Source organism: Cyanobium sp. Maggiore-St4-Cus, from assembly GCF_024345615.1.
GTDB classification, from domain to species: Bacteria; Cyanobacteriota; Cyanobacteriia; order PCC-6307; family Cyanobiaceae; genus Cyanobium_A; species Cyanobium_A usitatum.
In genome coordinates this window covers 260091-274475 of record NZ_JAGQBL010000002.1, presented here as the reverse complement: position 1 = coordinate 274475, position 14385 = coordinate 260091, and the positions used below count along the sequence as shown (strand labels likewise).

1 protein-coding gene (cut by a window edge) is annotated in these 14385 nt (G+C 65.4%); it reads right to left on the bottom strand.

The window, feature by feature from the left end; all coding sequences use genetic code 11:
- Positions 1–14385, bottom strand: the start of a protein-coding gene (locus tag KBY99_RS03050; RefSeq protein WP_254997295.1) for a DUF4347 domain-containing protein. The gene continues 20547 nt to the left of window position 1, outside the view; only the first 14385 of its 34932 coding nucleotides appear in the window; the start codon lies at positions 14383–14385; its stop codon lies off the left edge, out of view.

The window sequence follows — 14385 nt, the reverse complement described above, 5'->3', positions numbered from 1 at the left end:
GAGCCGGATGTTGCCGCCCTCGATCGTGGCCCCGTCCAGGTTGATGCTCTGATTCGGGCGGTTGGTGGCATTGGCAACGCTGACGCCCACCCCGACAAGTCCAGAAAGGCCCGAGCTGCTGCTGCTGAGGGTGCCATTGCCGCTCACATTGAGGCTCACATCGCCGCTGGCGTTGCTGAGGCGGCTGTCTATGTCCGCCGTGATCCGGGCGCGGGCGTCGTTGGTGAGGGTCGAGGTGCCGACGCTGACACCGAACCCGGAGACCGCATCGAGGATATTGAGATCGGTGGCGAAGACGTCGTTGGCGGCCGACAGCGCCAGGCGACCGGGGGCCCGGCTGCTGCCCGTAGCCAGCAGCTGAGCGTTTTTGCCGATGCTGATGTCACTGCCGAAGGCTTCATCGGCATTGGTGTCGCTGCCGATGCTGGTCTTCGAAGGGCTGATGACGATGCCAGCGGCGCCACCGGCGATGCTGCGGGTGTTGGCATCGCCGCCGAAGGTCTGGCCGGTGCCTGGGTCTGCCTCGAAGTTTTCTTCGGATGTTGCTTTGTCGTTGCGGAAATCGCCCCACTTGTTCTTGCTCAGCCGGTTGGCGGCATTGAGGCTGAGGCTGGGGGCCTGCAGCAGGGCGTTGGTTCCCACCTCGATGCGGCCATCGCTGGCGATCGTGTTGCGCGTCGCGGCGCCGCCACCGGCCACGCCGATGCCGGCCGCCACGGCGATGCCCTGGGCCCGGCTGTCAACGATCTCGTCGGTGGATCCGTCGCGGTTGCTCTGGTCCACGGTGGTGGCCAGGCTGATCGCTTCGCTGGCCCGCAGGTCGGCGCCCGTGCCGATGGCGGTGCGCAGGGTCTGGTACGTGTTGGCCTGGCTCTGGGCGCCGGCGCCGGCGCCGGCCGCGTAGCCGATGCCCAGGGAGGCGCTGACCGAATCGGCCAGCACCTTGTCGGCGCTGCTGGTGCTGAGGCTGATCGTGCGGGCGCGGCCCACCACGCCGTCGCCGAGGCGCGCCTCCACCTCCGCCTCTCCCCCCTGCCTGCCGAGGGTGCTGTGGGCCTGGAAGTAGCCGAAGCCGCCGCCGGCCAGCGCGCCGGCCACCGCGCCGCCGTAGGCGCTGCTGTCGAGCGCGTTGCTGGCGCCGGCGCTCACGTCGATGCGGTCGGCTTCGAGGCGGCCGCCGTTCACCAGGGTGCGGCTGCTGCCGAGCCCCTCGGCGCTGGCGAAGTTCAGGGCGCCGGCCACGCCGAACTTGGCGCCGCCGGCGCCGGTCACGGCGATCACCTGGGTCTGGGCGATGCCCTGGCGGCCCTGGCTGCGCAGCTGCAGGCTGTCGCTGGCGCGCAGCGAGGGGCTGGCGCTCTGGCCCGTCCCCTGACCGCTGCTGCCGTCCACCTGCAGCGTGTGGCTGCTCTCCACGGCGTTGGACACCGTGCCGACACCCACGGCAATGCCGCCGCTGGCCGCCACTGCGGCGCTGACGGCGACGATCCGGCCCTCGAGGCTGGTGCCTGCCGTGTCGCCGCTGCTCAGGGCTCCGGCCTGCGACAGCTCCGGCTTCAGGGCCCCGGCCTGCAGCAGCAGGGAGCCGGCCAGCGCCCGGGGCCGCAGGACCGCCAGTGCCGCCACGCTGAATCCGGCCCCGGCGGCGCCCTTGAGCCTCACGGCCTGCAGCGGATCTGTGGCACCGTCGGGTGTGAGGCTGACCGCCGCGGCGCTGAGGCTCAGGGAAGGCTCTGCCACCCTGGCGGTCGCAACGGCGGCGTTGATGGCCGCCGCCAGCTGCTGCATCTGGCTCGCCGGGTCAAGGCTGGTGAAGGTGCAGCTCACCTCAACCACAGCGCTCCCCTGGGCGAGGCTGAACTGCACCGTGTCGCCGATGCGCAGCGGGCCGGAGGGCCGCAGCTCGGTCTGCTGCACGCCGCCGCCGCTGGCGCTGCTGAGGGACTCCTGCTCCAGCGAGACCCCGGCCAGCACACCGGCGCTGAGGTCCACGGCCCCCTGCACGCGGGTGGTCACCTGGTTGGCCACCACGGAGCGGATGCCGGCGCCGCCGCCGGAGAGGGCGACCGCGCCGCCGAGGGCGGCGGCCACCGGGATCGCCTCGATGCTGCTGAGGCTGGCCCGCTCCTCGCGGGCGCCGGCGATCAGGTGCCGGCCGGACTGCAGGGCGGAACGCTGGGGCACCGGCTGGCCGGAGCTGGCGCCGTCGCTGATCGTGACGGCGATGCTGTTGTCGATGCGGTTGTCGTTCTGGGCGGCGCCCACCGCCACGGAGACCCCGCTGGCACCGAAGTTGACCGCCAGGCTGCCGCCGTCGGTCTTCGCCCGGCTCACCTGGCTGTCGCCCGTGGCGGTGATCACCAGATCGCGGGCGGAGAGGAGCGTGCTGCCGCTGCTGTCGCTGGCGACGGCGTTGGCGATGCGCGAGTCGTTGAAGGCGCCCGAGAAGGCGCCGCTGCCAACCCCGGCGGTGGTGAGCGCCACGCTCACAGGAACCGCCAGCGCGTCGTAGGCGGCCGTGCTGCCGCTGGTCACGCTCAGGTCGGCGTCGGAGCCGGTGGTCTGCAGGCGGCTGCCGATCACGGCACTGCGCACCGCGGCGCGGGCCTGGTCGTCCGCGGAGGCGGAGCCGACGCCGATCAGGTTCTGCACCTTCACGACGCCCACGGCCGCGCTGAGGCTGCTGGGGGCCAACGACCCGGAGCCGACACCGGCGCCCACGCCGGCCTTGAGCTTCTGGTCGTTGGCGGTCTCGATGCGGATCGCGCCGCTGCTGGTCAGATCGACGTTCTCCAGGGTGGAGAGCACGTCGCCGAGCACGGTGTTAATGGCATCGGCGCCGCCGCCGGAGAGGGCCAGTGTGGAGTAGGGGGAGGCGCCCAGGGCGACCGAGACAGCGGCTGAGGTGGCTCGGATCGTGGGCTGGTCTCCCTCGGCACTCGCCTTGTGGGCTGCCACGGTGAGCGCCGTCGTCGTCGCGTTCCCGAGGCGGCTCAGGCGGCTCTCGACTCGGGTGCGGAGCGTGTTGCGAGCCAGCGACACCCCGATGCTGGCGCTGCCCGACGCTGATCCGCCGTAGTTGGCGCTCAAGCCAGCACCCCAGGCGGTGGAGTCGATCCGGGCACGGTCCAGGGCCTCCACCAGGACCTCGGCGGCGGCCAGCCTCGTTGTCGCGGAGTCACCTTCCAAGCTGGCCAGAACCGTCTGCAGGCCGCGGTTGGTCGCCTCGGAGCCAGCTCCGGCCAGGGAGAAGCCGAAGGTGTCCCCTAGGGGACTGAGGCCGATCGCCGCCGCAAAGCTGTCGACGTACGACCTGATCGTGCTGCTCTGATCGGCCTTCAGCGTGAGATCGCCCTGGAGCTGGAGATTGCTGCCGCGGATGCCGGCCTGCAGCAGGTTGCCCTGCACCGCACCGCCATCCTGCTGGCGCACCGGATTGGCATGGGCCAGGGGGCTGCCGCCGCTGACGCCGCGGTTGCCCTGGGTTTCGCCGATGAAATTGCGGCTGAGGGCCACGCCGATCGCGGCAGCGGCGGTGCTGGAGCTGGCGGAGAAGCTGATGCTGGCGGCGATGGCATCCACTTCGCTGTTAACCGTGGCCGTGTCTGTTGCCTCCACGCTCAGAGCGCCGACGATCGCCTGGCTGGTCGAACCGAGATCGCTGTCGCTGAGCAGGGCCTGGTTGGCCCCCAGGAGGGTGTTGAAGCTGCGGGCCCCGCCGCCTGACAGGCCGAGGCTGAACTTGTCGCCGATGGCGACCCCGATCGCCACCGCCACCGATTTGGCCTGGATCGTGCCGCTGCTTTCAGTCGTGATGCTCACCGATCCGGGGCTGTTCACTCCCCCCGTGTGCGGGTTGGTGGCGCTGCGCCGGAAGCCCGCCAGCTCGGCCCGCTGCTGCCGGATCAGGGTGTTGTCGGCCAGCGACACGCCCACCGCCGGGGCGACGGACACGCCCTTTTGTGCGACGCTCAGCGCCAGGGCCGCCCCCCAGGCGGTGTTGCTGACGGAGCTGGAATCGATGGCGCTGATTGTCAGGTCGCCGCCACTGAGGCGAAGGGCGGCTCCATCACCGGCGCCAACCACTTCAGCCGTGACGCTCTGCTTGAGGGTGTTGGTGGCTTCGGAGCCGGCGCCGCTGGCTGCCACCCCCACAGACCCGCTATTGGTCCAGGCGATGGCGGCAGAGGTGGCGCCCACGGTGGCGTCGATCGTGCTGGTCTGGTCGGCCTTCAGCGTCAGCGATTGGGCCGCCAGGGAGTTCACTCCGGCCTGGCCGTCGTGGCCGCGGACGGAGGCGCCGATCGCCAGGCCGTCGCCGCTGGCGGCTGGCCCGTCGCTGCTGACACCAAGGCGGTTGCGGGCCACCGAAGCGCCGATCGAGACGGCACCGCCGCTGCCCGTGGCGCTGCCCTGGCCGGCGCCGGCGATCGCCTGCACCTGGGCGGTGATGGTGTCGCTGCTGGTGCCGGAGAGGCTGATGGTGCCTGTGTCGGCCTGGATGGTGTCGGCCCACAGCAGCGCCTGGCTGCCGCCCTCGATGGTGTTGAGGGCATTGGCGCCGCCGCCGGCCAGGCCGAGGGAAAACTTGCTGCCGATGGCCGCACCGATCGCCACGGCCACGGAGGTGCTGTCGATCGTGCGGGTGCTGGTGCTGCTGAGGCTCAGGTCGCCGCCCACCGTCACGCTGCCAAACCCCTTCAAGGCCGCGTTGCCGTCAGCCTTGAGGGTGTTGCTGGCCACCGCAACGCCCACCGAAGGAGCAAGCGACAAGGCGCTGCCGTTTCCGGCGTAGGACAGCGCCAGGGAGCCGCTGCCAACCTTGGCCTCGATGGTGCCGGTGCTGGTGCTGGTGAGGTTCAGCGCTCCACCGACTGTGAGCGCTCCCTTGCCATCGCTGAGCGCATCCGAGAATCGCACCACGTTGGCGGAGCTGGCCGCATCCAGGGTGTTGCGCGCCCCGGCGCCCGCCCCCGAGAGGGCGATGGCAACGCCTCTGGCACCCGTCTGGCTCACGCCGACCGCCATCGAGGCCGCCGCCACGGTGGTGTCGACCTTGTCAGCGCTGACGCTGCTGAGGTTCAGCGCCCCGGGCAGATTCACGCTGTCGGCCCGTAGCTCGGCGGTCACAGCGCCCTGGAGGGTGTTGTTCACATCGACGGCGCCGATGCTGGCCCCGAAGGAGGTGGCCGACCGGCCGCGGGCGACGGCCAGGGATCCCGCCCCGAGGCGCGCCACCAGTTCGCGGCTGTTGGTGACATCACCTTGGGCATTGGTTTCGCCGCTGGCGGCCTTGATCGTCGTCTGCGCGGTTTTGTTGGTGCCGCCTTTGACTTTGCCCGCCTTCACCCGCGCCGTGACCGGGGCGGTGATCGTGTTGGTGCTGCCGGCACCGCCCCCGGCCAGGGCCACGCCGCTGGAGCCATCGGCGTAGGAGAGCGCCACGGCGAGGGCGAAAGTCTGGATCTGGGCCAGGTCAGTCGCTGTCACTCTCAGCAAACCGTTCAGATTCAGCAGTTGGTCTGAGGCCAGCTCCACTGCCGCCTCCACCGCTGCCTCGATGGTGTTAGTGCTGCTGGCGGCGCCCACACCCACCGCCACGGCCGTGCCTCCACCGCGGGAAACCGTGAGGCTGTCGCCGGTGGCCTGGGTGTTGAGCTGCCGCTCATCCTTGGCCTCGATGGTGAGGGAGCCAAGCGATAAGGCCTTGTCGGGATTGGCCAGGCGCAGGTTGGCGATCTTCGCCGTCACCGCATCGCTGATGGTGTTCTTGCTGACGGCCAGCCCCAAGGCACCGCCGGCGGCCATGGCCTGACCCTCGGTGGAGCCCAGGTCAACGCTGACGGCAAAGCCACCGGCGAAGCTGGCGATGCTGCCGTAGGCCAGCAAGTAAGGATCGGCTTTTCTGCCCGTGGCCGTGATCACGGTGGCACCGGTGCTGCTGTAGTCGGTGATGTTGTAGATGCCGGCCGTGATGCCGCCTTTGAGCTCATTGAAGGCAAAGCCGCCGGCGAAGCTGGCAGCGATTGACTTAGACTCGGTCCCTGTTGAGACAAAGGTGAGGGCAGCGCCCGCGGCATCGGCGATGATCCGCGATTGAGTCCCTCGCTCAGCCTTGAGGGTTGTGCTGGTGGTGCGCACCACCCCGCTACCGGGGGTGCTGGCATCCGGATCACCGATCACGGCTTTGAGGGGGCGATCGATGGTGTTGCCAGTGCCGGCTCCAACAAAGGCGCCACCGAAACTGGATGAAAGCTTCGAGGTGGTAACGCTCAAAGCACCGGCAATCGCATAGGCGCCGATCTGACTGTTGTCTGTGGCATTCAGGCTCAGATCCTTGGCAGTGATGCTGCTGTTGGGATCGATCTGGGCCGTGATGGCGCCGCTGAGTTCGTTGTAAGAGGCGGAGGCGGCCACCGACAGGGCGCCGGTGGGGCCGGTTTGCTCTTGAGCAGCGAAAGCCATGGCCACATCCAGACCGCCGGTGACACTGAGGATCTGCTCGTCAGCGGTGGCACCAAGACTGATATCCCGTGTTGCGTTGTGATCAACTGGCTGGATGGTGCTGCCGCTGATCGTGACGCTGATCGGATTGCTGTAAGTGTTCTGAGCGCCAGCGCCGGTGCCGGCGATCGCATAGCTTCCGAGGCTGCTCTGGGCGGAGCCGCCGGTGCCGGAGCCCGCGGCAGCAATGCTCACCGTGGTGAGCTGCAGATCCTTGGTTTCGGCCACCAGCTCCACCACTTTGGTGCTGAGATCCGGGGTGGGTGCGTAGGAGAGGCTGCTGTCCTTCACCGCCGCGCTGGTGGTGGCGCTGAGGTCGTTAACGGCAACGGAAAAACCGATGGTGGCCGGGACGCTGGTTTGCTGCTGGTCTGGAACTGGATCAGGTTGCAGCGGATTGATGGCCAGGCCCAGGGTGCCGGCGATGGCCGTGGCATCGGCTCCATTGGTGGCCGTGAGTTGGAGGCTGACGAGGTTGGTGCCCGTGATCTTGCTGACAGTGGATGAGATGGCATTGCCGTCGCTGCCGGGCGGATTGTCGAAGTTGAAGGCCAACGATCCGGGGATCACCAGGTTGGTGGCCTTGTTCACTCCGATGGCCAGGCTGATGGCCCCAGACGTGGCTTCAGCGTCCGAAGTGATGGCCTTGGCGGAGTAGCTGAGGGCCGTGGCGCCGAAGTCGGCATTGCTTAGCGAGTTGCCCACCTGGCGGGACACCTGGTTGACGGTGGCGGCGCCGGCGATGGTGAACTGACCGGACTCTTCCTGGCGCTTGATCCCTGCCGCTGCGTTTGCCGTTGGCTGAGTGGCACCACCACCGCCGTAGCCGAAGGCACCGCTCCAGTTCTGCAATTTGGTGCGGTCCGCTGCCGAAGCGCTGATGCGAAAGGCCCCAGCAGCGGCATCAACGACAGCGTTGCCGGCATCGATGCTGTTTTCGGCGGTGTTTGCCAGTTGCTGAACGTTGACGCTGCCAGCACCCGCCAATCCAAAGGATATGATTTGGCCTGTCCAATACGACAAACTGTTGCTTGTATCCTCGCTAAGTTTATCATCCGAAAAGTTCACTTTGCCGCCACCTCTCCCTGCGGTGCGCATGAAGGTGCCGGCTGCGGATATGGCCGTGATGCTGCCATCGTTGGCGGCATCTAGCACAAAGTTATCAAGCTCATCGCTGCTGAGCTGAATGAGACTGTTCAGGGAATTGCGGGTTTTGCGTCGCAGCTGATTGATGATCAGCGAGGTGCTGATTCCCACTGCAGTGCTGTACTGGAGCGCGCCGGCGATATCCACCTTGTTAGCATTATCGAGCGCCACCAGACTGGCTGCTGCCGCTTTGATTGTGGCGCCACGATCCACGCTGGTGCCCGTATCGTTACCATCGCCAAATGTCACCGACACGCTACCGGTGAGGCCAAAATTCTCAGAGCTACCCCCGCCCACGGCAAGGCTCACCAAATTGTTGGCACCTTGTGTGGATCCTGCGCTGTTCTTAATTCCCGAAACGTCTTGTTTATTTTTGGCTGATAGCTTGCCGGCCAGGTTGATCTTGGCCGATGCTCCGATCTCCAGCTTCGCCCTGTTGGCGATTTTTAGCAACTGCAGGGAAGCGCCGATCCCGTTTTTGCCCACATTGCCCCAGCTGAGGAATTCCTGGAATGCAGCTCCCCACCCTTCGGCGGCTCGCTTGGATCCCTTCTTGCCTCCCCAAAAGGTCGGCGTTGGTGGCATTCCTGGTTTGTCGCCAATAAAGCCGCTGAAGATACGATCAAGCCCAAAATCCTGGTGCAACATGCCGGCACCCAGCACCAGGCTGTTGTCCACAACACTCGTATGGATGAAGTTGTTGGCCTTGATGGCGCCCGCGAGGAGGGTGCGGGCCGTGTTGGTCACCTGGCTATAGTTCACCGAGATGGCCCCTGCCAGGCTGGTGCCAGCCTGCTGCGTTAAAACATCATCTTGATTTAATCCAAACTTACTGGCCTTGCCTTTGTTCTTAATCGTGGCGAACGAATTGAAGCCATTCTGCATCAATGTGCCACTGACGTTCGAGATAGCCCCGACGGCGTTGGACGGATTGCTGAAAAACTTTCCAATCTTTTCGGGGCTACCGAAGGTGTCAAAAAACAGGCTGGGATAGGCGATTGTGTTGGTTATCTCGACATTCGGCAAAGCGTTTCCTTTGGCTGCCTGTATGGTTCCTTTGAGGACTGACTCGGCCGTATTGTCGACCGTGTTCACAGCTACGCCTACGGAAAGAACGCCTAGGGTGCTAATTTCAGAGTCAGCGGTGGCTTCCGACCAGGTGTTCAGCAAGGTCTTGGTCGTGTTGCTAATTGCAATTTTTCCAGATGATGTGAGAATAGCGTTATCGCCGAGTGTAACTCTGGCAGTGTGGCTGACAACGTTGACAGCAACAGATCCGGAGATAGAACCCTTATTGCCTCCCGCCGTATAGCCACCTCCTCCTTCTTTAATCGCATCCTTGAACTTCGTGCCCAGAAAAGCTTCAAGTGTCTTTCCCGAAAAGCCTTTTAACTGGTTTAGGCCCAGCCACGGATTGCTTGCATAGTCGCGGAGCTTGGGGTTGCCCCCTGGTCCACCGGACGACTTGGCCTTGTCCTTGGCGTCGATAGACGTCGTCAAGGTAATGCCAGGATTACTGGTGTTCTTGTCCTGGAGGCTGGTGCTACTGGCTGTATCGCTGACTTTCTGCAACTGGGTGCCGGCCGTGATCTGCTGGCCGCGCAGGGCATAGGGCTGGGATTTATTGAACTGGAGGGGATCAATCGCTACCTGGTAGAGATCGTTGCCAAGGGCGTGCAGCTGAAACTGCTCGCCCGGGGTGAGGCCCTGGATCGGCACCGACCCTTGGCTCTGGCTCACGCGAACCTGGAAGTAGGCCGGATCCGGCGATGCGGCCGCTGCCCCGAGCAGAATCGGCTGTTTGCCCGCTGCATCACTGAATAGCTCCACGCCGGTGGGGTTGCCGGCCGTGTCTTTCAGCTGCCGTAGGTAGAGAGAGGAGCCGTTGGCGATGCCGGCGAGGCTTGCCGGCAGCGGGCTGGTGTTGGTGGGAGTGAGGTCCGCAGGGGCGCTGGCAGAGATCGGTAGGGGGATGCCGGTGAGGAAGGTGGCGGCCACCAGGGCGCCATCGGCCAGGGAAGAAGGCAGCTGCACAGCGTTCCAGCGGTTGCTGCCGGCGACGACCCCTTCCGCGAAGCCTGAAGCCAGCGCGGGCACCGTGACCGTGCTGCTGTAGTTGGGATCGCTGTAGTAGGTGAACACCTGGCCGTTGAAGGCATTCAGCCCGCTCAGGTGCAGGGTGTTGTTCACCGCATCCACCGTGCCGGCGGCGGTGGGATCGAAGCTCAACAGCGGCATGCCCACCTCCACGGTCACCGCCGCTTGGCAGATCGCGGCGATGGCGCTGTCCCGCAGGGTCCAGCCGCCGCTCGACACCCCCATCAACTGCAGCCGCGGCTGGTTGTTGGCATCGAGCGTGCGGGCGATGCTGGCGCTGGGCCCATAGGTGGGCAGCCAGTCGCTGGAGGCTTTGGCAGGCAGCAGGGCGCGCAGCTGGCTGGCACTGCTGATCTGCAGATCGGTGCTGCCGGCATAGGTCCAGTAGGCCCCGCTCACCCCGGGGGCATCACCGGTTTCCACATAGAGCGTCTGGCGCGGCTTGAGCGTGGCGGCGCTGGTGGTGGTGCTGGCGTTGGTGTAGAGCTTGTTGCCGCTGCTGAGCACCAGATCCGCCCCCAGGAAGCGTCCATCGCCGCTCTGGAACAGGCCCTGTTTCAGGGCCGCCAGCTGGTTTGTCACCAGGCTGTCCGGCGGGGCGCCGGTGGCCTTGCCGTCGATGGCGCTCACCTGGAACACCGGACCCAGCCAATTCGGGGCGATGACGGCGTCGACCGTGTCCGCCATGCCCAGCTGGGGATCGGTGCTGGTATCGAGCACATTGTCCCGCGGGGTGGTCAGACGCACCTGGCCGCCGCTTGGCTGCCCCGTGCTCCCGGTGACCGAGGCACGGGAGATTTGGAAGCCTTCGCCTGGCACCTTGGCCGTGAGCTGCAGGCTGGCGGTGCTGGCTGGATCGATGGCCACCGTGAGGTAGCCGGTGCTGGCGGTGGCGAAGGGCTGGCTCTGCAGGAACAACGCCAAAGCCCGGGCGATCTGTTGGCTGTCGCCATTCACTGTGGTGTAGGTGAATGTTGCGGTGTCGCGGCCATCGGCACGGGCCACCTCCAGCTGGATCTGATCGCCGGCCTGGAAGGTGCCCTGCAGCTGCAGCTGGCTGATCTGGGCCACGCTGGCATTGCTGGTGCTGGGCAGAACACTGAAGGGCACCCCGGCCACCAGGCCCTGAAGCAGCAGGGTGTTGGGCGAGGCGGGGTCGATGCTGGCCTGGAGGAAGGCACCAACACCGCTGCCGATGGCCTGGCTGGCATTGAGCCCAGCCACCAGCTGCTGCACCGCCTGCTGCTGGATCTGGGCCTGGTCGCCGCTGAGGCCCGCGAAGGTGAGCGTGAACACCTGGGCATCGCTGCCGCCGGCGCTGTTGAGCAAGCCGAGATTGATGGTGTCGCCATTGCCGTAGGTGCCCAGCAGTTGCAGGGCTGTGGTCTGGGCCACGGGGCTGATCGCCGCCGGGCTGATGGCGGAATCGGGCGTGAGGGTGAGGGCAGCGGTGCCGCCCAGTTCGCCGCTGAGCAGATGCACCCCGCCGGCCCCCAGGGCGGAGAACAGAATCCAGTTGTTGGCTACCACGTCGTCGGGAATGGCGGCCAGGGCCAGGCGACCACGCCCCTGGGCATCGATGCCGCGTTTGATCAGGTAGTAGGGAATGCCCGACACCACGCCATCGATCGGGAAGCTGTCCTGCTTGGAGGTGGCATCGGCCTGCACCGTGTAGGTGACCACCTGGCCCTGTGAAAAGCGGTTGTAGAGATCAATCTGATCGGCGGGCACCAGAATTTCGGAGTTCGCCACATCCACCGCATCGCTGGAGCCGCCGTTGAACTGCAGGCTGCCGGAGGCATAGAGGAGATGCTGAGTGCCGGTGGCGCCGGCGGCGCTGATCGCTTCTGGCTGATCAGCCGCCAGCACATAGTTCGCTGATCCGGGCCTGTTTGGATCAGGGAGAATCGCGGTGATCTGTAGCGGCTGGTTGTCCTGCAGAAACGACTGCAGATTCCAGCCCTCAAGTGGATTGAAGGGGAAATTGGTATAGGTATTGATGGTTTGCGGCTGGTCCGCCAGGTATTGATAGGTCTGGCCATCACTCCAGCGCACCACATCACCATCCACGAAGCGGAACCCCGGCTGGTCAGTGGTCAGATCGATCAGCTGGGAGCTGCCGTCTGGCAGGTTGTCGATCCTGGCTGCCGCCGTACCGTTGGCGGTTTTGAGAACCAACGCACCTGCATCGTTTGGTTCCACGAGGTAGGTGTATCCGGTGGCCAAACCCACCGCCTTCACCGTATCGCCCACCTGCAGATCGGGGTTGGCGCCAAAACTCCAGGCCGGGGCCTGGGCAAAGCGCGAGTCGGTGATGGGGTTGATGGCGGCAAGATCAACCGAGCTGCCGCTACTGCCAAGGAACGTATAGAGATCATTGCCGTTTGCGGCAAACCGAATCACTTGTCCATTGTCGAGAGTGATGCTTGGGCCTACGGCCTGCCCGCTGGCATTGGTGACGCTGCCATCGCTGGCTACGCTGAAGGACTGGCTGGGGATGTAATCAACGCTTGGCAGCGCCAGGGAGGGAGAAGCTGATTGTCCGGAGGTGAGTTTGCCGTCAATGGTGATGGTGGCTTTGGCGTTGTCCTGATTCGCCGCGCTCATCAAGGCGACAGCGCCATCCACGTAGATGCTGGTTTTGGCGCTGGCCGAGCCACTGGGCTTGCTGGTGGCCGACATCGTGATGTTGCCGCCTGCGCTGATGGTCGACGTGCTGTCGAGGTCCACCGTGCTCTCGGTGGTGCCATAGGTCACCCCCAAGGCTATGCCGCTCTTGCTGCCGGAGGGCTTGGTGACTTCAAAGAGGCTTTTATCGGAGAAAGACTTCGGTGATGTATTGCTGGCAACCTGGGCTGAAGCGCTAAGTTTACTGCTGGATGTATTGGCGAATGTCACCTCGCCGCTGGCGTCGATTGTGGAGCTGCTGAGCGAGATGTTGGTCTTCGCCGAGCCCACGACAACGGAGGCGGCCACGTCAAGCTTCGGAATCAACTTTGTCAGGCCTGCGCTAATCAGACTAAATGAGTCAAGAACGAAGGCCTGACTGGACAGGCTTAGGCTTGAGTCTCCCTTAACCTCAACATCAGCGGCAGTGACCTTGGCATTGGTGAACGCGATATTGTTATCGATCGAGCCAACCTTGACACTGACAGGTAGAATCGCATTCTGGATGCCATAGGCCCCGGTGTTCAATACTTTGTCGATCAAATAAGAATCAACAAGAGCATTTAGATTGGGGTTCTGCTTCGAATCGACAGCTTCGGGTGTACCGACCTTGATGCTTTGGCTAATCGTGAGCTTGCGAGTGCTGAGTGTTAGGCCTGAGTCTTGCCTGCCCAGGTTGATTGAGCCGCTTGACTGGGGGAACCAAAAGATCAGCGGGACATCAATGAAGTCGTATTGGCTCTTGATCGCAACGTCTCCACCAAAAGTATCGACATTGCCCGTTAGATCGATGGTCGGATCGCCACCTTCTGCACGCAGGGATATGTTATAAGCTTTAGGCAGCTGTGCTGTTTGGGGATCATCAAGGTTGATGTTGTTGATCCCATAGCTCTTGCCGCTCACCTCAATGCTGCTGAGGTTGATAACGTTCAGGCTCTGGCTGATGGCGCCGCTGAGAACCACGGTCCCACTGTTGGCCGGACCGAGGTCACCGCTGATGCCAAAGGTGCCGCTGGCATCCGAGATGGAGAGCTTGCCATCGGCGACGGTGAATGAGACCGAGCCCCCCAGGCTGCCGCTCCAACCAAGCCCCGTGAGCTGGTCCTGGTAGCCGCCTGCCACCGCGCCATTGGCGATTTCAAGATCCCAGTCCCTGCGGCCGCTGGCAGCGTCAGCAAAGGTGAGGTCGATGGAGGCGGCCACATCGGCGCCGGTGAGCTCCGCCAACCGACTCACCATCCGTTGCCCTGCTGCCGATTCGGCGATGTCGCAGCCCCAGAGCAACAGGTCACCGTCATGGCTGAGCCGTGAACCCAGCCGCTCCAACAGGTTCCGGTAGTGACCCAGGTTGCGGCTGCTGAGCACGGTGGAGCCGATCACCAGCTGGTCGGGGGCGCCGTGGTTGATCAGGTGCAGCCGATGCAAGGAGCCGGTTTCCACCTCGCTCTGCAGGCGCTCCACCAGCTCACGCAGGCCTTCACCGGGCTTCAGCTGCAGCACCCGCGCACCGCCGCTCCGCTTCAGCTGGCTGGCCAGATCGTCGAGGGTGGCATCGCCGCCGCTGATCACATAGAGCTCATTGCTGCGCTCGCGCCGGAGGCCGCTGGGCGGTAGCGCCATCGCCGTGCCCCACGGCGGCAGGTCCAGGCCGGCGATCGGGTCCTGAAGGGAGCCGGTGAGAACATCACGGCCGGCGGCCCGATCGCTGGGGGCATCCAGTGGGGCGGTGGAGCCGGAGGCGTCGGCCGCAGCGGCATCCCAGCGCCCGTGGGGTGACTGCAATCCGCTGGTCCAGGACGCAAACGGCTGGCTTGGATCGCCGGGCCAGGTGCCCGGCAAGAGCAGTGAAGCGGCCAAGGCGGGATCGTCCGGGCCAGTGCCGCCGAAGGGTGGCCAGCCGAAGGGGCTCAGCGGGAAAGCCGCAAGATCTGGGGCGGCAGCGCTGAACAGGGGCTCCGGCAAATCACTCAT